The organism is Paraburkholderia sp. J76 (assembly GCF_905220295.1).
Classification (GTDB): domain Bacteria; phylum Pseudomonadota; class Gammaproteobacteria; order Burkholderiales; family Burkholderiaceae; genus Paraburkholderia.
In genome coordinates, this window is sequence record NZ_CAJMZJ010000027.1 from 13,185 (window position 1) to 33,100 (window position 19,916).

Below are 19,916 nucleotides of genomic sequence, written 5' to 3' on the forward strand. Positions count from 1 at the left end.
TGCCCGGAATGGTAAAAACGCATTAACATAACAACCTGGCATTGTACTCCAGGGACTTATTGTCATGACCAATCCAACCGATCTCAAGAACATCGGCCTCAAGGCGACACTGCCTCGCCTCAAGATCCTGGAGATTTTTCAGCACAGCCCGGTTCGTCACCTCACCGCCGAAGACGTCTACCGCAACCTGCTGAACGAGGAACTCGACATCGGCCTCGCCACGGTCTACCGGGTCCTCACGCAGTTCGAGCAGGCTGGGTTGCTCACGCGCAGCAACTTCGAATCGGGCAAGGCGGTGTTCGAGCTAAACGAAGGCAGCCATCACGACCATCTCGTGTGCCTCGACTGCGGAATCGTTGAAGAATTTTTCGACCCCGAAATCGAAAAGCGCCAGCAGATGATCGCCAACGAGCGCGGCTTCAAGCTCCAGGAACATGCGCTCGCCCTGTACGGCGCCTGCACGAAGGAAAACTGCCCGCACCGCAAGCATTGACCGCTTGCGGCTTGCTGGCCGCAGAAGACGAAACGCCACGGCAGGTCTGCCGTGGCGTTTTCGTTTGGGGAGCCGGTCTTCGTCAAACAGCGGGCGCGTCTCAGGCTGGCACGAGCAATGTGTCCGCTTGCGCGAGCCGCCGGGGCTGCGCGAGCGCGATCTCATCGCAGTTCGGCTGCGCACCGCCGCGGTCGATCACCACGAAGTCGCTCACCCGCTCGAAGGCGAGCAACGGATGGTGCCAGACACCTTTGGCGTAATTGACGCCCTGCCCGCGCCCGGCCCAGAACGCGCGCAGGCCAGCCGGATCGAACTCGCCCGCGGGCGCGACCACCACGGCGTAGCCCGCGTCGCCAAGCGGCACGAACGCCTGGCTGCCAAGCGGATGCCGCTCCATCATCGCGATCACGACGGGCCACGCGCGCGGCTGGGCGCGAAACACGCTGACGATGGGCCGGCCGCCCGCCTCGTTCACGTCGATGGCGGCGAGATCGTGAAAGCGCTCTGTCGTGCCGCCGTTGATCGGAAAGCGGCGCGCGCCAGCGAGTTCGATCACGTCGCCGAAAGGCGCGAACGCTTCGCGCGTCAGGGGTTCCATGTGCAGGATCTGCATCGCGGCTCCTCGTTCAGACAGGTTCGCCCCACAGGCGCAGGCGCGATACGCCGCCGTCCGGGAAGATGTTGAAGCGCACGTGGGTAACCGGGCCGAGGGCGGCGATTCCGCTCTCGCTTTCGAACACGTGTTGCTTGTCCATTTCGAGCTTCTGCTCGCCCAGCAGCGCCGGCCAGAACATCGCCTGGGTGACGAGCGAGTCGTCGGTGCCGCCCGTCACGCTCGCCGCCTGAAGCGAGCAGCGGTCCGGGTAGTTGCCCTTGAAGTGCGCCGTGTCGACTTCGATCTTGCGGATGATGCCGGGCCGCGCCAGCGCCACGATCGCCCAGTCGTTGCCCGGCTCGCGGCGGCGGCGCGTTTCCCAGCCGTCGCCCATGTTCGCGCCGCGCCCCGGCATCAGGATCGTGGACGCGAGTCCGAAGTGCTGGTTGTTGGCCGCCACGAGATACGCGCCGTTTTCGATCGCCGCGAGATCGACGAGGCTGCCGCGCTCGACCGTGCTCCAGTCGCGCCTGGGCTGGCCATACACCCGCAGGCGAGCGAGACCGCCATCGGGAAAGAGATTCACGCGCAAATGCGTGAACGCGCGCGTATCGCACACCTCGACGTAGTGATGCTGATTGCCCTGCAATGTCGTCGCCGGGACGATGGTCTGCCAGTCGGCGTTGTCTCCCGGCGTTTCATCGTCGCCCACCTGCGCATAGCACGCCTCGACCGAAGCCGCCGGCGGAAAGTTACCCGTGAAATGGCTCGTGTCGAGGTCCAGACCGCAGATCACGCCGGGGCGCGCGAGGCGCACGATGCAAAAGTCGTGGCCCGTCGTGCGCTTGCGGCGCGTTTCCCAGCCGTCCATCCACTTGCCGTGATCGTCGTACTTGCCGGGGATGAAGACCGCGGGCTGCGGTTCGAGCATGCGCTCCTTCGGCGCGAAGAACTCGTCGCTCGCGTGGAGTGCGCGGGCCCCCAGACGCGGATCCGCAAGGTTCATGTAGCGGCGCGTGAAAGCGGGGGCGTCGGGGTCGAGGGTCGGAATGGCCATGATGGTGTCGTTCGCTTGAATTGATCAGTTGTTCGAAGAAAAGTGGCGCGGCGTGCGCGGCCAGGGTTCAGGCGTGCGCATGCTTGCCGCCGAGCGCGCTGTCTTCGCCGTGCGCCGTATCGGCGTCGCTCTCGCCCGCCGGCACGTAAAGGAAACCTTCGTCGCGATTCAGCACGCGCCTCGCACGCACGCGGTCGATGTCGTGCTCCCACACCGCGACCACCACCGTCGCCACGCAGTTGCCGATCAGGTTGGTCAGCGCGCGGGCGATGCCGACGAACCAGTCCACCGGCAGAATCAGCACGAGGCCGAGCACGGGAATCGCGGGAATGGCGGAAAGCGTGGCGGCGAGAATGACGATCGCCGAGCCGGGTATGCCGTGCGCGCCCTTCGAGGTGATGAGCGAAACCAGCACCACGACGATCAGGTCGTGCATCGACAGCGGCGTGTTGGTCGCCTGCGCGATGAAGATCACGGCGAGCGTGAGGTAGATCGAAAAGCCGTCGAGGTTGAACGAGTAGCCCGTCGGGATCACGAGACCCACGGTGGAATCCTTCACGCCCATGAATTCGAGCTTGCGCATGATCTGCGGCAGCACGGCGTCGGACGAAGCGGTGCCGAGCACGATCGAGAGTTCTTCGCGCAGGTAGCGGATCAGCTTGAACACGCTGAAGCCCGCGAGGCGCATGACGACGCCGAGCACGACCGCGACGAACACGATGCAGCTAGCGTAAAACACGATCACGAGCAGCCCGAGTTGCTTGAGCGACGCCACCCCGTACGTGCCGGTCGTGAACGCGATGGCGCCGAGCACGCCAAGCGGCGCGAGCTTGATGATGAAGCCCATCACGCGGAAGAACACCTGCGAGAGTTCGTCGATCAGACTGTTCACGCGCTGCGCCTTCGGGCCGAGCAGCGAGAGCGCGCTGCCGAACAGCACCGAGAACACGAGAATCTGCAGGATGTCGCCTTTCGCGAAGGCGTCGAAGGCGGTCTCGGGAATGATCTTCAGCAGGAAGCCGGCCGTGTCCTTCAGGCTCTTCGCGTGCTCGGTATAGGTCGCAAGCGAGGCGGCGTCGAGCGAACGCAGATCCACGTTCATGCCCGCGCCCGGACGCGTGACGTACGCGAGCACCGCGCCGATCACGAGCGCGACAGTCGTCATCGCCTCGAAGTACACCACCGACTTCAGGCCTACGCGTCCCACCTTCTTGAGGTCGCCCGCGTGCGCCATGCCGCTCACGACCACGCAGAACACGATGGGGCCGATCACCATCTTGATGAGCTTGAGAAAGCCGTCGCCGAGCGGCCGCAACGATTGGGCGAAATGGGGAAACACCGCCCCGATCACGATGCCCAGAACGAGGGCGATCACGACGCGGCCAAACAGCGAATTGAAGAACTTCGTCACGACTGTCTCCTGTATCGATGGGACCCGGAGCAAAGCGCCCTGGTCCCACTCCATGCAAAGCCAACAAGGGGAGCAAGCAACTGTTCTGACTGGTCTGACCAGCACTGTTATGGCGGATAGTAGGAAGCCGATATACCGGAGTCAAGATCGGGAAGCGGGGTGTTTACCCTTGTGCGGTCTGACCAGTTTGCGGGCCGGATCCGCAGGCCTTATGTGGCGGCGTACAGGGCATTGACGCAATGCGCCATGCAAGGAAGGCGTACAGGAATACAATACCGGTCAGACCACGCGAACATCCCGCGCCCATCGATGAAGAACGTTCCGCACACCGTTACCGACGCCGCCATCGCCACGATCCGCGAACGGATCGAAGGCGGCTTGTACCCGGTCGGCAGCCTGCTGCCCGCGCAGCGGCCGCTTTCCGAGGAACTGGCGATCAGCCGCGCGTCGCTGCGCGAGGCGCTTTCGACGCTCGAAGCACTCGGCATGCTGTCGATCCGCGCGGGCAAGGGCGTGTACGTGACGAGCGCGCAGGCCACGAACGCTCACCCGTGGCGTTTTGCCGACCAGTCGTCGCTGCCCGACACCTACCAGATGCGCTACGCGCTCGAAGGCTTCGCGGCGCGCATGGCGGCGCTTGCCGTCGGCGACGCCGACGTCGCGTGGCTAGAGACGAATACCGATGCGCTGCACAGCGCCCTCGCCTGCGACGAACTCGACGAAGCCGCGCAACTCGACTTCGAGTTCCACATGCGCATCGTGAATCTCGCCGGCAACGCGGCGATCGAGTCGATCCTGCGCAGCAGCGCCGACATCATGAAAGAAAGCCAGCGCATGCCGTTCTACCGGCGCGAGCGCGTGCTTTCCACGCATCGCGAACACGGCCTGATCGTGGCGGCGCTCAAGGCGCGCGACTCGGTAGCGGCTGGAGAGGCGATCGAGGCGCACATCGCCAATGCGGCGCAGCGCGCCGGCGTGTACTTCCCCACCCCGCCCGCGTTGGCCGTCGCCTTCCCAGGCGCCGTCGAAAAATAAGGACGAAAAAAAACCGCCCGGGATCGCTCCCGGGCGGTTTCTCATGCAGCGCAGAGCGTGCTTACTTCGCGTTCGCGAGCGCCACAGCCGTGTCCAGCATGCGGTTCGAGAAGCCCCACTCGTTGTCGTACCAGCTCGACACCTTCACGAGACGGCCCGAGACCTTCGTGAGCGTGGCGTCGAACGTCGACGATGCCGGGTTGTGGTTGAAGTCGATCGACACCAGCGGCGCGTCGTTGTAGCCCAGGATGCCCTTGAGCGAGCCTTCCGAAGCTTCCTTCATGATGGCGTTGACTTCTTCGACCGTCGTGTCGCGCTTGGCGATGAACGAGAGGTCGACGATCGACACATTGATAGTCGGCACGCGAATGGCGTAGCCGTCCAGCTTGCCGTTCAGTTCCGGCAGCACGAGGCCGACGGCCGAAGCCGCGCCCGTTTTCGTCGGGATCTGGCTGTGCGTGGCCGAGCGCGCGCGGCGCAGGTCTTCGTGGTACACGTCGGTCAGGACCTGATCGTTCGTGTACGCATGGATCGTCGTCATCAGGCCGGTTTCGAGGCCGATCTTGTCGTTCAGCGGCTTGACGAGCGGCGCCAGGCAGTTGGTCGTGCACGATGCGTTCGAGATGACCGTGTCCGACGCCTTCAGCACGTTGTGGTTCACGCCGTAGACGATGGTCGCGTCGACGTCCTTGCCGCCCGGCGCCGAGATGATGACCTTCTTCGCGCCGCCCTTGATGTGCGCGCTCGCCTTTTCCTTGGTCGTGAAGAAGCCCGTGCATTCCATCACGACGTCGACGCCCAGCTCGCCCCACGGCAGTTCGGCCGGGTTGCGGTTGGCCAGCACGCGGATACGGTCGCCGTTGACGACGAGATAGTCGCCGTCCACCTTCACTTCACCGGGGAACTTGCCGTGTGCCGTGTCGTATTGCGTCAGATGCGCGTTGGTCTTCGCGTCACCCAGGTCGTTGATCGCAACGATCTGGATGTCGTGCTTCTTGCCGTTCTCGTAGAACGCGCGAAGCGTGTTACGGCCGATGCGGCCGTAGCCGTTGATAGCGACGCGAATGGTCATGGTTTATCTCCTGAGGGCTGAAAAATTCTGAAACCGGTGCTGCGCTGGCGACAACGCCGGGCGGGGCGGCCAGGCGGTGCGCTCAAGGCAGCGGGCCCGCCAGATCTTGCCGATCAGGCGGGCCCGTAACGCATGCTTAGTTATCCAGCGCGGCCTTGGCCGTCGCCACGACATGATCGACCGTGAAGCCGAAGTGCTTGAACAGCACGCCGGCCGGGGCCGATTCGCCGAACGTGTCGATGCCGACCACGCCGCCTTCCAGGCCCACGTACTTGCGCCAGAAGTCGGTCACGCCGGCTTCGATCGCGACGCGGCGCACGCCTTTGGGCAGCACGCGCTCCTTGTATTCGGCGTCCTGCTTGTCGAACACGTTGGTCGACGGCATGGACACCACACGGGCGCCGATGCCTTCGCGCTGCAACGCCTCGACGGCCTTCATCGCCAGTTCGACTTCGGAGCCCGTGGCGATCAGGATGATCTTGCGGCTCGGGATGTCGTCGTTCCAGTCCTTGAGCACGTAGCCGCCCTTGGCGATGTTCGCGATCTGCGCGTCCGTGCGCTCGTTGAACTGCAGGTTCTGGCGGCTGAACACCAGCGACGACGGACCGTGATGCGCGATCGACTCGGTCCAGGCCACCGCCGTTTCCACGGTGTCGGCCGGACGCCAGAGCGTCATGTTGGGAATCAGGCGCAGGCTTGCGACCTGTTCGATCGACTGGTGCGTCGGGCCGTCTTCGCCCAGACCGATCGAGTCGTGCGTGAACACGAAGATCGACGGGCACTTCATCAGCGCGGCTACGCGCAGCGCGTTGCGGCTGTAGTCCGAGAACGTGAGGAACGTGCCGCCGAACGCCTTGTAGCCGCCGTGCAGGTTAATGCCGTTGAGCGCCGCGCTCATGCCGAACTCGCGCACGCCGTAATTGATGTGGTTGCCCCACTGGATGCCGCTCTCGCCTGCCTTGGCCGCGCGCACGGGCTTCGACGCCTTCCAGTTGGTGAGGTTCGAGCCGGTCAGGTCGGCCGAGCCGCCCAGCAGTTCGGGCAGTTCGGCGGCGAGGCCTTCGATGGCCTGCTGCGATGCCTTGCGCGTGGCGACCGTTTCCTTGCGCGAATCGGCGCCAGCGACAATCGCGGCGGCCTTCTGCGCCCAGTCGGCGGGCAGCTTGTGCGCCATGCGGCGCTCGAACTCGGCCGCTTCGGCCGGGTACTTCGACTTGTACGCGGCGAACTGTTCGTTCCACGCGCCTTCGAACTTCGCACCGGCAGCCTTGGCGTCCCAGTCTGCGTAGACTTCCTGCGGCAGCGTGAACGGCTCCCACTTCCAGCCCGAGGCTTCGCGCCATTTGGCGATTTCTTCCGCGCCGAGCGCCGCGCCGTGCACGTCGTGGCCGCCCTGCTTGGTCGGCGCGCCCTTGCCGATGACGGTCTTGCAGCAGATCAGCGTGGGCTTGTCCGAGGCCTTGGCCTTCTGGATGGCCGCATCGACCGCGTTCACGTCGTGGCCGTCCACGTGCGCAATCACGTTCCAGCCGTAGGCTTCGAAGCGCTCCGGCGTGTTGTCGTGGAACCAGTTGACCACGTCGCCGTCGATCGAGATGCCGTTGTCGTCGTACAGCGCGATCAGCTTGTTCAGCTTGAGCGTGCCGGCGAGCGAGCAGGCTTCGTGCGAGATGCCTTCCATCAGGCAGCCGTCGCCGAGGAACACGTACGTGTGGTGATCGACGATCTTCGCGTCGGCCTTGTTGAACTCCGCCGCGAGCAGCGCTTCCGCGAGCGCCATGCCGACCGCGTTGGCCAGACCCTGGCCGAGCGGCCCGGTGGTCGTTTCGACGCCCGGCGTGATGCCGAATTCGGGGTGGCCCGGCGTTTTCGAGTGCATCTGGCGGAAATTCTTGAGTTCCGCCATCGGCAGGTCGTAGCCCGTCAGGTGCAGCAGCGAATACAGCAGCATCGAGCCGTGGCCGTTCGACAGCACGAAGCGGTCGCGGTCGCTCCAGAGCGGGTTCGTCGGGTTGTGGCGCAGATGGCGCGACCACAGCGCAACGGCGATCTCGGCCATGCCCATGGGCATGCCGGGGTGACCGGAATTCGCTTGCTGAACGGCGTCCATGGACAGCGCACGAATGGCGTTGGCCATCAATTGGGTGGTAGCGGGGGAGGCGGAGGACGGGGTCGTCATGTCGAGTCCGGAAGTGTGCAAAAAGCGGCGTGGGCGGCGCAGGTCGCGAACAGCGCAAACGGCGGGCGCACACAGCAGCGCGGGGGTCCGGAAGCTCGGCAATTCGCCCGCTCGAGCGCACATGCGGCGCCAGGAGACGCGAAACGGCCGGAGCAAACGGAGAGGGCTGCAAAGCGGAATATTCTAGCAGATCGTGGGGATTATCCCTGGCCGCAGGGCGCGGGGAATGCGGCATGCGCCCGGTGCCCGCCCGGCTCGGGAAGGGGCGATTCCAGCAACCCTATAATGCGGCTGTTGGCCCCATTTTTTGCGCGCTTTCACCCCGCGCTTTCACCCCTTGCACGCGCTGCGCCTTCCCAGGACCTTCGTGAGCGAAACACTCCTCTTCCATCCCGCAGCCGGCGCGCTCTACGGGTTTCCCGGCGCACGCCGCCTCGCGGCCGCCGATACGCCGTGGCAGCGCATCGAGGTCTGGGATACGCCGCAACTGGGCTGCCTCTTCACGCTGGACGGACGCCCGATGACCTCGGCCGGCGACGAATTCATCTACCACGAGTGCATGACGCACCCGGCCGCGCTCACGCATCCCGCGCCGCGCTCCGCCCTCGTGCTGGGCGGCGGCGACGGCGGCGCGGCGCGCCAGTTGCTGTGTCACCCGGGCATCGGGCGCATCGTCGTGGCCGAACTCGACCCCGAGGTGGTGCGCCTGACGGGCGACTATCTCCCGGAGGTGCGCGGCGGCGCCTTCGACGACCCGCGCGTGGAACTGGTGATCGGCGACGCGGCGGCATTCGTCGCCGTCGCGCAGGAACGCTTCGATCTGGTTGTCTTCGATTTGACCCCGCCGGATTCGCCCGCGGCCGGACTCTACACGCCGGCGTTTTACACCGCGCTCAAGCGCGTGATGAGCCCCGACGCACTCGTCTCGCTGCATCTCGGCTCGCCGTTCCACCACCCGGAACGCGTGGCGGCGCTGCTTGCCGGACTGCGCCGCGCCTTCGCCGTCGTGCGGCCGCTCGCCGCCTACGTGCCGTTGTATGGCTCGCTCTGGCTCATGGCGATTGCGAGCGACACGCTGGACCCTGGCCGGGCCGATCCGGTCACGCTGGAAACGCGCATGGCCGAGCGCCGACTCGAAGGTTTGCGATATTACGACGCGAAATTGCACGCTACGCTCTTAGGAGTTCCATTCACTGTGAGAGATAAACTAGGCGAATTCCTACAGCTTTCGTGACCCTGTCCGTGGAAAATGGCAGGTTTCACACGCTTTCATCGCGCGCGCACGCTCAAAACGACGGCCGGCGCCTCATCCTAAACGCGAATCTGGAGAGACTCGATGACCCCACCCCGCCCCGCTGGCGTGCCGTGGCTCACCCCGTATCTGACGGTGCGCGACGCACGCGCGTCGATGAGCTTCTATCGGGCGGCCCTCGGCTTCGCGGTGCGCGACAGCGTGGAGGACGACGGCGCGATCATGCACGTGGAGATGACATATCACGATCAGTTGATCGTCATGTTCGCGCCGGAGGGCGCCTTCGGTTCGACGGCGCGCACGCCCAAAAGCGCCCAGACCGTCGCGCCGCAATCCTTTTATCTGTATGTCGACGATGTCGACGCGGTTTATGCGCGGGCCCTCGAAGCCGGCGCGAAATCGCTGAGCGAGCCGCAGGACCAATTCTGGGGGGACCGTTTCGCACAGGTCGAAGACCTCGACGGTTACCGCTGGGCGCTTGCTCGCCACCTGTCCTGAATCAATGAGAAATAGTCTTATGCCCCGCTTTTTCGTCGGCAGTACGTTGCAGTCCGACGAGGTCGTCACCCTTCCCGACGAAGTCACGCGCCATGTTCAGGTGCTGCGCCTGCAGCCCGGCGACACCATCGTGCTGTTCAACGGTCTTGGCGGCGAATACAGCGCCGAGATTCTCGAAATGGAGCGCCGCGACACGCAGGTGCGCATTGGCCCGTATCGCGACTTCGAAGCCGAGCCGCCTTACCGGCTCACGCTTGCCCAAGGCATTGCCGGCAGCGACAAGATGGACTGGCTGATCGAAAAGGCCGTCGAGCTGGGGGCGACAAACTTCGTGCCGCTTACCACCTCGCGCAGCGTCGTGCGGCTTTCGGGCGAGCGCGCCGTGCGCCGCCAGGCGCACTGGCAGCGCATCGTGCAGGCCTCGTGCGAACAGTGCGGGCGCAACCGCATGCCGGACGTCGCGCCCACACGCGAAATCGCCACGTGGCTCGGCTCGATGCCCAAGCGTCCCGCCGAAGGCGAATTGCGCGTGCTCCTCTCGCCGCGCGCCAACATCTCGTTCCCGTCGTTGCCGGTCGATCCGCCTTCGGGCGAAGTGACGGTGCTGGTCGGGCCGGAGGGCGGATTTTCGTCGCAGGAAGAAGCGGCCGCGCTCGACCATGGCTTCGTCGCCGTGGGGCTCGGGCCGCGCGTGCTGCGCACCGAAACGGCGGGCATCGCCGTGCTCGCGGCGCTCGCCGCGCGATGGGGCGGCTGGTAAAGCGAAACAACCGGAGAACACCGCCGGTAAAAATAACAAAGCCCGCCGGAAGGCGGGCTTGTGCTTTTCTGTCGCATGTGCGCGACGCCGCGCGAGCCGAAAGTCAGGCGAACGAATAAAAAACGCGGAACGGCACCTTGCGCTCGGCCCAGTATTCCGAAGCCTCGCGAAATACGTCGAGCAGCGTCTCACGCCCGTCCTTGTCGAACTTCTGGGCAATCGGCAGTCCTTCCAGCACGATCACGAAACCCGGCTGCTCACCGGCTTTCTGCACCAGATCCGTCAGGCAGTCGTATAAACCGTCGTAATTCTTGCCGAAATGCTTCGGAAACAGAAACGACGTGGCAATGGTTTCGAGCACTTCCTGCTTGGTCTGCGCGTTCGCGCAGAACGCATAGAGAAAATGTTGCTGCAGCCGCTGGGCTTCGTCCGAGAGATCCTGAATGCGAAAAGCCCGGATCGACTGGACAATATTCGGCTGCACGGTCGAAAACAGGCTCATGGCCCCCTCGTTCGATGAAAGCCCCGCCTCATCCTGGCGCGCCTCGCTGTCTTGCTTAAACTGCATGACGCGCTGGAACAGGTTGCCCTCCCCGGACGCGAACAGATCGCTCGCGACCCGGGGGTCGTGCGCGTAGACGTTATCGCTCATGCCGCTCATCCCGGTGTCAATCAATAATTCGCCTGAAACTGGCGTAGTGGTCGTCGGAGTAGTAACAGTTGTCGGCCCGCCTGCGCGGGCCGCCGCAAACAATGCGCCTGGCGCCGCGGTTATGCGCGCTCGCTGTCGGGACCGTGTATTCGTGATAGTAGCCCCGCCGGTGCGGTGGCAATATCCGCTCGAAATTCCCGAATACGACGCCGTCCTTCTCGTAAGGGAACGGGCCGCCCGCCGCAATCAGGCTCAACGTGGTCACCGCCTCACGCGGAAGTTCGTTGACCGAAATGCTGCCGACCGGATTACCCGTGTCTTCCGGCTCATAGGTGCGCGCCTGGGCGCCGCCTGCCATGAGCGCTACGGTTGTGACCAGCGCCACGGCCGCGGCGCGCCGCAAGCCAACCAAACCGCCGCCGAAACAATGAGTTAGACGAGGCGCCATCGCCGGGTTTCCGCTTCCCTGGTTACGCGTTCGACGACCATGAAAGGTGTAAGGGTATCGCTAATGATGCCTGGAAGCAACGTTCGTCAGGAGAGGACGACCAAGGTTTGACGGCGCACAGAGGTTGATCAGGTAAATTTTACAATCTCATTTTGTGCGATTTGAGAGGATCAACCCGGACCTGTCGAGCAAAAAAAATCGGCGCGCTCGCAAGAGCGCGCCGACTTCCGGGACTGCTTTACCGGCGCTTCCGGCAACGAGGCGCTTAACGCGCCGCGTTCACGTCCGCGACAAGCAGCGCCGTCATGTTGACGATGCGCCGCACCGTGGCGGAAGCCGTCAGCACGTGCACGGGTCTCGCCGCGCCCAGCAGGATCGGCCCGATGGCGATGTTGTTGCCCGCCGCCGTCTTGAGCAGGTTGTACGAAATGTTTGCCGCGTCGATGTTCGGCATGATGAGCAGATTCGCTTCGCCTTCGAGCGTCGACTCCGGCAGGACTTCGCGGCGCAGGTTCGCGTCGATCGCCACGTCGCCGTGCATTTCGCCGTCCACCTGCAGGTCCGGCGCACGCTCCTGGAGTATCGCGAGCAGGTCGCGCATCTTCTGCGCGCTCGGCGCATTGCTCGAACCGAAGTTCGAGTGCGAGCACAGGGCGATCTTCGGCTCGATGCCGAAGCGGCGCACTTCCTCGGCCGCCATGATGGTGATTTCCGCGAGCTGCTCCGGCGTCGGGTCGACGTTGACGTGCGTGTCGGCGATAAAAATCTGGCGGTTCGGCAGCACCAGCGCGTTCATTGCCGCGTAGACGTTGCAGCCGGCTTTCTTGCCGATCACCTGGTCGATGAAGTGCAGATGGCGGTGCGTCGTGCTGACCGTGCCGCAGATCATGCCGTCGGCTTCGCCCTTTTCCACGAGCATCGAACCGATCAGCGTGGTGCGGCGGCGCATTTCGAGCTTCGCCATTTGCTGCGTAATGCCCTTGCGCGCCATGAGCTTCGCGTAGCTCTGCCAGAACTCGCGGTAGCGCTCGTCGTGGTCGGTGTTCACGACCGTGTAGTCCTGGCCGGCCACAAGGCGCAGGCCGTAGCGCGCGATGCGCTGCTCGATCACCGAGGGGCGGCCGATCAGGATGGGCTTCGCGAGCTTTTCGTCGACCACGATCTGCACCGCGCGCAGGATGCGCTCCTCTTCGCCCTCGGCGAATACGATGCGCTTCTTCTCCGGCTCCACGGCGCGCGCGAGCTGGAAGATCGGCTTCATGGTCGTGCCGCTGTGGTAGACGAACTGCTGGAGGTGCTGCTCGTAGGCGTCCATGTCCTCGATCGGACGGGTCGCGACGCCCGAGTCCATTGCCGCCCTGGCCACGGCCGGCGCGATCTTGACGATGAGGCGCGGGTCGAAGGGCTTCGGAATGAGGTACTCCGGCCCGAACTGCAGATCCTGAATGCCGTACGCTGTGGCCACCACGTCGCTCTGCTCCTGGCGCGCCAGTTCCGCAATCGCATTCACGGCGGCGATTTCCATCTCGCGCGTGATGGTGGTCGCACCTGCGTCGAGGGCGCCACGGAAGATGAACGGGAAACACAGAACGTTGTTCACCTGGTTCGGGTAGTCCGTGCGGCCCGTGGCCAGCACGGCGTCCGGGCGCACCTCGAGCGCGAGTTCCGGCAGGATTTCCGGCGTGGGATTGGCAAGCGCGAGAATGAGCGGCTTCGCGGCCATCTGCCTGACCATGTCCTGCTTGAGCACGCCGCCAGCGGAGAGGCCGAGGAAAATGTCCGCGCCTTCGATCACCTCGGCGAGCGTGCGCGCGTTGGTCTCGCGCGCGAAACGTTCCTTGTCCGGGTCCATCAGTTCGGTGCGGCCCTTGTAGACCACGCCCGCGAGGTCGGTCACGACGATGTTTTCGAGCGGCAGGCCGAGATCGACGAGCAGGTCCAGACACGCCAGCGCCGCCGCGCCCGCGCCCGAGGCGACGAGCTTCACGTCCTTGATGTCCTTGCCCACGACCTTCAGGCCATTGGTGAAAGCCGCCGCCACCACGATGGCCGTGCCGTGCTGATCGTCGTGGAAGACCGGGATCTTCATGCGCTTGCGCGCTTCGCGCTCCACGATGAAGCACTCGGGCGCCTTGATGTCTTCCAGGTTGATGCCGCCAAACGTCGGCTCGAGCGCCGCGATCACGTCCACGAGCTTGTGCGGGTCCGTCTCGTTCAGCTCGATGTCGAACACGTCGATGCCTGCGAACTTCTTGAAGAGCACCGCCTTGCCTTCCATCACGGGCTTCGAGGCGAGCGGCCCGATGTTGCCGAGACCGAGCACGGCCGTGCCGTTCGACACGACGCCCACGAGGTTGCTGCGCGCCGTGAAGCGCGCGGCGTTGAGCGGATTCTCGACGATCGCCTCGCACGCGAACGCAACGCCCGGCGAGTACGCGAGCGAGAGGTCGCGCTGATTGATCATCTGCTTGGTCGGCGCAATCGCGATCTTCCCCGGCGTGGGAAACTCGTGATAGTCGAGTGCGGCTTCGCGGAGTTTGTTCGTGGCGGGATTCGACATGGGAGGCAGGACGATGAGTGCAGATTAGAATGACAACTCGAACGCTAATTCGAAGGCATTGTAGCGCCAATTTCCGACAGTATTCCTGACAGTTCTGGCGCAGGTGCCGCGACCGCAATGAGGGAAACGCCGCGCCAGCGCGCCCTTCGCACCGTCGGACACGCCAATCGTCATAGACCTTTCGACATGCTTTCTGAGTTCTCCCTGATCGACCGATATTTCGCACGGCGCGCCCGCGCGAACACCCAACGCGCCGCGCTCGGCATCGGCGACGACTGCGCGCTCATCGCCCCCGTTCCCGGCGAAATGCTGGCAGTCTCGACGGACATGCTGGTGGAAGGCCGCCACTTTTTCCCCGATATCGATCCGCACGCGCTCGGCCACAAAGCGCTTGCCGTGAATCTGTCAGACCTTGCGGCAATGGGCGCGCAGCCGCTGGGCTTCACGCTGGCGTTCGCGCTGCCCAAGCCCAACGAGGACTGGCTGGCCGCCTTCAGCGCAGGGCTTTTCGAGCTGGCCGACCGTTTCGGCTGCGAGCTGATCGGAGGCGACACCACCGCGGGCCCGCTCAACCTCTGCCTGACGGTGTTCGGCTCCGTGCGGCAGGACGCGGCACTTCGGCGCGACGCCGCGCAGACGGGCGACGACATCTGGGTCTCCGGCACGCCCGGCGACGCGCGCGCGGGTCTCGGCATGGCGAGAAGCGAATGGCAAGCGAATGAGCGGGACGCCGCGCACTTTCGCCGCGCGCTCGAATACCCCGAGCCGCGCGTGTCGCTCGGCCTGGCGCTGCGCGGGCTCGCGCGCGCGGCGCTCGACGTCTCGGACGGCCTCGCCGGCGATCTGCGTCACATTCTGGAACGCTCCAAGCTCGCCGCGACGATCGACGTGGACACCCTGCCGCTCTCGCCCGCGCTCGCGCGCCTGCCGCGCGATGTGCAACTGCAATGCGCGCTCGCGGGCGGTGACGACTACGAACTGTGCTTCACGGCGGCGCCGGCGCAGCGCGCGGCGGTCGAAGCGGCCGCGCAGCAGGCGGGCGTGCGCGTTACGCGCATCGGTACAATGAGCGCCCCCTCGTCGCCTCAGGCCGCTCCCGCAATCGCCTGGCGCGACGCCGCGGGCACGCCGCTCAACCTGAAGTTGCAAGGTTTCGACCATTTCCATGCAGACTGAACCCACGCCCTCTCCCGCCGACGAACTCGCGACGGCCGGGCGGCCGCAACTCCAGCCTCGCGGCCCGCGCCGCGCCGACGCGCCGTTCATGCTCACGCATCCGTTTCACATCGTCTCGCTAGGCTTTGGCTCGGGGCTCTCGCGCCTCGCGCCCGGCACGGCGGGCACGCTGTTCGCGTGGGCGGCGTTCGAAGTGCTCAATCGCTACCTCACGGTGACCGGATGGGGGCTGCTGATCATCGTGGGCTTTTTTGCAGGCATCGGCATCACGGGGTTCACGGCGAGCAAGATGCGCGTGGAGGACCCCTCCGCCATCGTCTGGGACGAGATGGTCGCGTTCTGGCTCGTGCTGCTCATGATCACGCCCGTCGATTTCGTGGGCCGGGTCTGGGCCTTCGTGATCTTCCGCTTCTTCGACATGGTGAAGCCGCCGCCTATCCGCTATTTCGACCGCCGCTTCAAAGGCGGGCTCGGGATCATGCTCGACGACATCGTCGCCGCTTTCTTTACGCTGCTCGTCATCGCGCTCTGGCGCATGTCGGTCTAGCCCCACCTGGGCGTCAACCCAACGGATTGCTGCCATGCCTACCGATTCCGTCGTTCACCAACTTGCCATCCGCGCCGGCAACAAGCTGCGCGACGGGCGGCTTTTGCTCGCGACCGCCGAGTCCTGCACCGGCGGCATGGTCGCCACCGCCATCACCGATATTTCCGGCAGCAGCGGCTGGTTCGAGCGCGGCTTCGTCACCTATTCGAATCAGGCGAAGTCCGAAATGATCGGCGTGCCGCCGGAACTCATCGAAAAGCACGGCGCGGTCAGCGAACCGGTCGCACGCGCGATGGCCGAAGGCGCGCTGCGCAACAGCCGGGCACAGGTTTCGCTCGCCATCACCGGCGTCGCCGGCCCCGGCGGCGGCACGCCGGAGAAGCCGGTCGGCATGGTGTCGTTCGGCTGGAGCAACCGACTGCATACGAGCGTCGAAACGCTGGTCTTCAAGGGCGACCGCGAACAGATCCGCGTGCAGGCCGCCGCGCACGCGCTGCGCGGGCTGCTCGCGCTCATCGACGAACAGGAACGCTAATACCGGCCCGCGCCATGCAGGATCGCCGGCCGGCCCACCATCACGGAGGCGAACGCCATGGCTACCGCGACTGCCGCAGTCGAAGAACTGATCCGCCGCTTCGGGCTCGAACCGCACCCGGAAGGCGGCTACTACAGCGAAACCTACCGCGCCGACACGTTCGTCCTGCGTGACGGGGCGCCGGATTCGGACGGCACGCGCGCCGCCTCCACCGCCATCTATTTCCTGCTCGCGGACGGCGCCTATTCCGCGTGGCACCGCATCCGCTCGGACGAACTCTGGCACTTCTACGCGGGCTCGCCCATCGAGATTCACTCGATCGACGAGCGCGGCGTGCTTTCCACGCGCAAGCTCGGCCACGCGCTCGATCATCCGGGCACCGTGTTTCAGGCCGTGGTGCCCGCGGGTCACTGGTTTGCGGCGCGTTGCTGCGACCCGTCCACCTATGCGCTCGTGGGCTGCACCGTCGCGCCGGGTTTCGAGTTCAGCGAGTTCGAGATCGCCGACGCGACCAAACTTGCCGCGCAGTACCCGTTGCATCGTTCGATCATCGAATTGCTCGGCAAGCCGGTATCGCTGAAAAAGAAGGACTGAATGCGGGCGGCATAGCCGAAGCGCCGCACGTCTCAAAATTCGATAAAAAAACGGCGTGTCCGAAGACACGCCGCAAACGCCTTACCTACCGCGCCGGGCGAGCCTGCGTGGATCGCCCACGGGCTCGCCGCCGTCCTGCGCGAGCCCGTTTTCTGCTTCCCGTTTCCGTTTATTCCGTTTATTTCGCGGAAATCTCCACACGCCGGTTCGGCGCGAGACACGCGATCACGGCCGCCGTCGCCTTCCTGCCCGCGCACGACTTCACCGGCGCCGCAGCACCAAGGCCGTTGACGTCGAAACGATCTGCCGTCACGCCGCTGCCTTCGAGCGCCTTTTCAACCGCTTGCGCGCGTCGCAGCGACAACGCCTTGTTGTGCGCCGCCGAGCCGAAGCGATCGGTGTAACCGTCGATCTTCAGCACGTGCAGCTTCGCACCCGAGTCGCGGACCTGCTGCGCGAGCAGTTCCACTTCGCGATGGCCTTCCGGCTTGAGCACGGCGCTGTCGAAATCGAACAGCGCATCGGCGGACAGCCTGACCGGTTTCGCCAGCACCGCCGGGACCGCAACCGGCGCCGCGACGACGGGCGCCACTACCACGGGCGGCGGCACGCACTTGTCGAGATCGGCGTTCACCTTCTGCGCGAGCTTCTGCGCGCGCTCGATGGCGTCCCAGCCGTGCACCCAGTGCGTGCCGTGCGTTTCGTCCTGTTCCTTCCAGGCTTCGTCGGTGAGCGCGGAAAGACGGCCCGCGTCCTCGCCGCGGCACGGCGACTGTGCGGCACGCTGGTTCGTGCGCTCGATTTCCTGCAGCGCCTTCACCCACTTCCCGCGCGTCTCGACCGGCGGCCAGTTCTTCTGACCGTAGACCGGCTGAAACGGCACGCTGCCGTCGATGAAATGACGGCCATTGTTCAGGGCCTTCGCCGCCATGTCGTTGTAGACCGACGAGACGAGCACGTGGCTGTCCTGCCGTTCGGCGATGTCGAGCCAGCCTTCGGCAAGACCGCGCTGATACGGGTCGGCGATTTTTTGCGCGGCGGGCATCAAGGCCCCAGCGTCGCTGCCCACGCCGGCAAACGCGTGAGCGCTCGCGAGCGCGGCGAGCAGCGCGCCGCATATCAAGGTTTTTTTCATGGAATTCTCCGTGCCCGCCACGGTCTCCCGTGGCGGGCCTGGGTCACGGTCGATCAGAACCCGAACGTCGCGCCAACCGAGGCGCCGACGCTACCGCCGCCCGTCGACTTCGACACGTGTGCGTTCAGGAGCAGGCGATCGGACACGTACCAGTTCGCACCCACTGCCAGCGCGGTTTCGCCACCGTAGGTACCCGCCGCTGCGGCCATCTGGAAGTTGCCCTCCGCCCGTGCGTTCGGGATCAGCGACGACGCTGCCATCGCCGCAGCGCCCAGCGAGTTCATCTGCTTGCGAACGACGCCGATCTGCTGGTTGGTGTACGCGTTGGCCTGCTGCGTGGCCTGCTGAACAGCGCTACCCGTGGCGTTGCTGACCGCGTCGTTCAACTGGTTCACGTTGACCGCATCGGTGCCTGCCGTGCCAGCCGCGACGTTGGTGACCTGGCGTTCGTTACCTGCCGAGCCCACCGACACCGTGTTGTCACGATCGGCCACCGAGCCTGCGCCCAATGCCACCGAGTTCGCCGACGTAGCGCTCGAACCTGCACCGATCGCTGTCGACTTGCTGCCGGACGCAATGGCTCCTGCACCCATCGCCGTCGACTGGTCGCCGCTCGCCACCGAATTCGCGCCGCCTGCCGTGGCATGCGTGCCCGTGGCTTGCGCCGCTTCGGTGTTGCGATCGCCTTGGGCCGAGAACATCGGGTCGGTCGCGTTTTCGGCGATGTTGGTGACGTTCGCGAGAGCCGCGTTCATCTGGCCAACGTTCACCGCGTCCGAATCCGCCGTGCCTGCCGCCACGTTGTGGATGGTGACTGCCGTGGTCGAACCCGAGCCGCCGAGCGTGATCGCGTCCTGCGCCGACGAGTCGTACATCACCGCGTTGGCCACCTGACCTGCGACGTTCGAGATGCTCTGCTGGGTCGCGTACAACTGCGAACCGTTCACCGCATCCACGCTCGACGCATTCACCGCACCGTTCGACACACCCGTCAGGACACGCGTGCCTGCCGTGCCCGTGAAGTCCACGGTCGTACCACCCGAACTTGCCGCCACCGTCACCGTGCTGGTCGGCGTGGCTTGCTGCACCAGGCCGATCGAGCCGTTGTTGATGTTGTTCGTCAGGTTGGTGATATCGGTCGTGTTCTGCGTCACGCGGCCGTCGAGGTTGGTGATCGCGCCCGCCACGTTCGTGTACGTCTGCGTGCCGCCGTTCAGGATGAAGGTCGGGTTCGAGATCGAACCGTCGCTGTTCACCGTCGAGCCGCCGCCGATCGCGTTCGCCGTCGAGCTTGCCACGTTGTACAGCTGCGAGCCGTTCACCGCGTCGAAGCTCGATGCGTTCACCGCACCGTTGGCCACGTTATGCAGCGCCACCGCCGACGTTGCACCCGTGCCGCCCAGCGTTACCGACGTATGCGCCGACGAGTCGTACATCACGGCATCGGCCATCTGACCGTTGATGTTCGTGATATCGCCTTGCAGGGTCGTGATGTCGCTGGTGTTCTGCGTCACACGGCCGTCGAGGTTGGTGATCGCGCCGGCCACGTTCGTGTACGTCTGCGTACCGCCGTTCAGGATGAAGGTCGGGTTCGAGATCGAACCGTCGCCGTTCACCGTCGAGCCACCGCCGATCGCGTTCGCCGTCGAGCTTGCCACGTTGTACAGCTGCGAGCCGTTCACCGCGTCGAAGCTCGATGCGTTCACCAGACCGTTCGCCACGTTATGCAGCGCCACCGGCGTGGTCGAGCCAGCACCGCCCAGCGTCACCGAGTCGTGCGCCGACGAGTCGTACATCACGGCGTCTTGCAGCTGACCGTTCATGTTCGTGACGTCGCCAGCCAGATCCGAGATGCTCTGGCTCGTTGCGTACAGCTGCGAGCCATTGACCGCGTCCACGCTCGAAGCGTTGACCGCA

19 protein-coding genes are annotated in these 19,916 nt (G+C 65.3%); 9 read left to right on the forward strand and 10 right to left on the reverse strand.

Features of this window, described 5'->3' with window-relative positions:
• Nucleotides 1–64: 64 nt before the first annotated feature.
• Nucleotides 65–493 (forward strand): ferric iron uptake transcriptional regulator, encoded by a 429-nt coding sequence (fur, locus tag U5768_RS31120; protein WP_065065157.1) that lies wholly within the window; start codon nt 65–67, stop codon nt 491–493.
• A 100-nt stretch (nt 494–593) separates the two neighbouring features.
• On the opposite strand, the gene U5768_RS31125 is transcribed toward fur, so the two are convergent.
• From U5768_RS31125 to U5768_RS31135, 3 genes are all read right to left on the reverse strand, one after another.
• Nucleotides 594–1,106, reverse strand: a complete 513-nt coding sequence (locus U5768_RS31125; RefSeq protein ID WP_322034161.1) for an ureidoglycolate lyase — start codon at nt 1,104–1,106, stop codon at nt 594–596.
• 13 nt (nt 1,107–1,119) lie between these two features.
• A complete protein-coding gene (gene alc / locus U5768_RS31130; protein WP_322034162.1) occupies nt 1,120–2,145 on the reverse strand; it encodes an allantoicase in 1,026 nt (341 codons plus the stop codon).
• A gap of 67 nt (nt 2,146–2,212) precedes the next feature.
• Nucleotides 2,213–3,556, reverse strand: coding sequence for a C4-dicarboxylate transporter DctA (locus tag U5768_RS31135; protein ID WP_322034163.1), 1,344 nt, complete (start codon nt 3,554–3,556; stop codon nt 2,213–2,215).
• Nucleotides 3,557–3,865: 309 nt separating this feature from the next.
• On the opposite strand from U5768_RS31135, the gene U5768_RS31140 reads away from it, so the two are divergent.
• The gene (locus U5768_RS31140; RefSeq protein ID WP_322034164.1) at nt 3,866–4,591 is read left to right on the forward strand and encodes a FadR/GntR family transcriptional regulator; all 726 of its coding nucleotides are present in this window, start codon (nt 3,866–3,868) and stop codon (nt 4,589–4,591) included.
• Nucleotides 4,592–4,652: 61 nt separating this feature from the next.
• Here the strand turns inward: U5768_RS31140 and gap are convergent, their stop codons facing one another.
• Complete coding sequence (gap, locus tag U5768_RS31145; protein ID WP_322034165.1) at nt 4,653–5,663, reverse strand: type I glyceraldehyde-3-phosphate dehydrogenase; 1,011 nt, start codon at nt 5,661–5,663, stop codon at nt 4,653–4,655.
• Between the two features lie 136 nt (nt 5,664–5,799).
• Nucleotides 5,800–7,842 carry a transketolase gene (gene tkt / locus U5768_RS31150; RefSeq protein ID WP_322034166.1) on the reverse strand — a complete coding sequence of 681 codons (2,043 nt, stop codon included), beginning with the start codon at nt 7,840–7,842 and terminating at the stop codon, nt 5,800–5,802.
• Between the two features lie 367 nt (nt 7,843–8,209).
• Here tkt and speE point away from each other — a divergent pair, with 367 nt between their 5' ends.
• The 3 genes from speE (at nt 8,210) to U5768_RS31165 (ending at nt 10,352) form a co-directional block, all read left to right on the forward strand.
• Nucleotides 8,210–9,076 carry a polyamine aminopropyltransferase gene (gene speE / locus U5768_RS31155; RefSeq protein WP_322034167.1) on the forward strand — a complete coding sequence of 289 codons (867 nt, stop codon included), beginning with the start codon at nt 8,210–8,212 and terminating at the stop codon, nt 9,074–9,076.
• 102 nt (nt 9,077–9,178) lie between these two features.
• A complete protein-coding gene (locus tag U5768_RS31160; protein ID WP_322034168.1) occupies nt 9,179–9,592 on the forward strand; it encodes a VOC family protein in 414 nt (137 codons plus the stop codon).
• Between the two features lie 19 nt (nt 9,593–9,611).
• Nucleotides 9,612–10,352, forward strand: coding sequence for a 16S rRNA (uracil(1498)-N(3))-methyltransferase (locus tag U5768_RS31165; RefSeq protein WP_322034169.1), 741 nt, complete (start codon nt 9,612–9,614; stop codon nt 10,350–10,352).
• A gap of 103 nt (nt 10,353–10,455) precedes the next feature.
• Here U5768_RS31165 and U5768_RS31170 read toward each other — a convergent pair whose 3' ends face one another.
• The 3 genes from U5768_RS31170 to U5768_RS31180 all read right to left on the reverse strand — a co-directional run bounded on the left by U5768_RS31170 (nt 10,456) and on the right by U5768_RS31180 (nt 14,012).
• Nucleotides 10,456–11,013 (reverse strand): barstar family protein, encoded by a 558-nt coding sequence (locus U5768_RS31170; RefSeq protein WP_322034170.1) that lies wholly within the window; start codon nt 11,011–11,013, stop codon nt 10,456–10,458.
• A gap of 7 nt (nt 11,014–11,020) precedes the next feature.
• Nucleotides 11,021–11,362 carry a ribonuclease gene (locus U5768_RS31175; RefSeq protein WP_322034178.1) on the reverse strand — a complete coding sequence of 114 codons (342 nt, stop codon included), beginning with the start codon at nt 11,360–11,362 and terminating at the stop codon, nt 11,021–11,023.
• Nucleotides 11,363–11,717: 355 nt separating this feature from the next.
• Nucleotides 11,718–14,012, reverse strand: coding sequence for an NADP-dependent malic enzyme (locus tag U5768_RS31180; protein ID WP_322034171.1), 2,295 nt, complete (start codon nt 14,010–14,012; stop codon nt 11,718–11,720).
• Between the two features lie 186 nt (nt 14,013–14,198).
• Here U5768_RS31180 and thiL point away from each other — a divergent pair, with 186 nt between their 5' ends.
• The 4 genes from thiL to U5768_RS31200 are packed head-to-tail and all read left to right on the forward strand — an operon-like array spanning nt 14,199 to nt 16,864.
• Nucleotides 14,199–15,188: a thiamine-phosphate kinase gene (thiL, locus tag U5768_RS31185; RefSeq protein ID WP_322034172.1), complete on the forward strand. Its 990-nt coding sequence runs from the start codon at nt 14,199–14,201 to the stop codon at nt 15,186–15,188.
• Nucleotides 15,178–15,735, forward strand: coding sequence for a phosphatidylglycerophosphatase A (locus U5768_RS31190; protein WP_322034173.1), 558 nt, complete (start codon nt 15,178–15,180; stop codon nt 15,733–15,735). Before thiL ends, U5768_RS31190 begins: the two co-directional genes overlap by 11 nt.
• A 34-nt stretch (nt 15,736–15,769) precedes the next feature.
• Entirely contained in the window at nt 15,770–16,270 is a 501-nt protein-coding gene (locus U5768_RS31195; RefSeq protein ID WP_322034174.1) for a CinA family protein, read from the forward strand.
• Between the two features lie 57 nt (nt 16,271–16,327).
• Nucleotides 16,328–16,864, forward strand: a complete 537-nt coding sequence (locus tag U5768_RS31200) for a cupin domain-containing protein (RefSeq protein WP_322034175.1) — start codon at nt 16,328–16,330, stop codon at nt 16,862–16,864.
• A gap of 178 nt (nt 16,865–17,042) precedes the next feature.
• Here U5768_RS31200 and U5768_RS31205 read toward each other — a convergent pair whose 3' ends face one another.
• Both U5768_RS31205 and U5768_RS31210 read right to left on the reverse strand, forming a co-directional pair.
• Nucleotides 17,043–17,999 (reverse strand): OmpA family protein, encoded by a 957-nt coding sequence (locus U5768_RS31205; protein WP_322034176.1) that lies wholly within the window; start codon nt 17,997–17,999, stop codon nt 17,043–17,045.
• Between the two features lie 53 nt (nt 18,000–18,052).
• On the reverse strand, nt 18,053–19,916 hold a 1,864-nt coding region (locus U5768_RS31210), incomplete at its 5' end, for a YadA family autotransporter adhesin (RefSeq protein ID WP_322034177.1).

Excerpts from the sequence above, each read along its gene's own strand:
- fur (WP_065065157.1), top strand. The coding sequence starts at position 65 with ATGACCAATCCAACCGATCTCAAGAACATCGGCCTCAAGGCGACACTG.
- thiL (WP_322034172.1), top strand. The coding sequence starts at position 14,199 with ATGCTTTCTGAGTTCTCCCTGATCGACCGATATTTCGCACGGCGCGCC.
- U5768_RS31125 (WP_322034161.1), bottom strand. The coding sequence starts at position 1,106 with ATGCAGATCCTGCACATGGAACCCCTGACGCGCGAAGCGTTCGCGCCT.
- U5768_RS31205 (WP_322034176.1), bottom strand. The coding sequence starts at position 17,999 with ATGAAAAAAACCTTGATATGCGGCGCGCTGCTCGCCGCGCTCGCGAGC.
- U5768_RS31175 (WP_322034178.1), bottom strand. The coding sequence starts at position 11,362 with ATGGCAGGCGGCGCCCAGGCGCGCACCTATGAGCCGGAAGACACGGGT.
- U5768_RS31165 (WP_322034169.1), top strand. The coding sequence starts at position 9,612 with ATGCCCCGCTTTTTCGTCGGCAGTACGTTGCAGTCCGACGAGGTCGTC.
- gap (WP_322034165.1), bottom strand. The coding sequence starts at position 5,663 with ATGACCATTCGCGTCGCTATCAACGGCTACGGCCGCATCGGCCGTAAC.
- U5768_RS31180 (WP_322034171.1), bottom strand. The coding sequence starts at position 14,012 with ATGTCGAATCCCGCCACGAACAAACTCCGCGAAGCCGCACTCGACTAT.
- U5768_RS31195 (WP_322034174.1), top strand. The coding sequence starts at position 15,770 with ATGCCTACCGATTCCGTCGTTCACCAACTTGCCATCCGCGCCGGCAAC.
- U5768_RS31140 (WP_322034164.1), top strand. The coding sequence starts at position 3,866 with ATGAAGAACGTTCCGCACACCGTTACCGACGCCGCCATCGCCACGATC.
- U5768_RS31170 (WP_322034170.1), bottom strand. The coding sequence starts at position 11,013 with ATGAGCGGCATGAGCGATAACGTCTACGCGCACGACCCCCGGGTCGCG.
- U5768_RS31190 (WP_322034173.1), top strand. The coding sequence starts at position 15,178 with ATGCAGACTGAACCCACGCCCTCTCCCGCCGACGAACTCGCGACGGCC.
- tkt (WP_322034166.1), bottom strand. The coding sequence starts at position 7,842 with ATGACGACCCCGTCCTCCGCCTCCCCCGCTACCACCCAATTGATGGCC.
- alc (WP_322034162.1), bottom strand. The coding sequence starts at position 2,145 with ATGGCCATTCCGACCCTCGACCCCGACGCCCCCGCTTTCACGCGCCGC.
- U5768_RS31160 (WP_322034168.1), top strand. The coding sequence starts at position 9,179 with ATGACCCCACCCCGCCCCGCTGGCGTGCCGTGGCTCACCCCGTATCTG.
- U5768_RS31200 (WP_322034175.1), top strand. The coding sequence starts at position 16,328 with ATGGCTACCGCGACTGCCGCAGTCGAAGAACTGATCCGCCGCTTCGGG.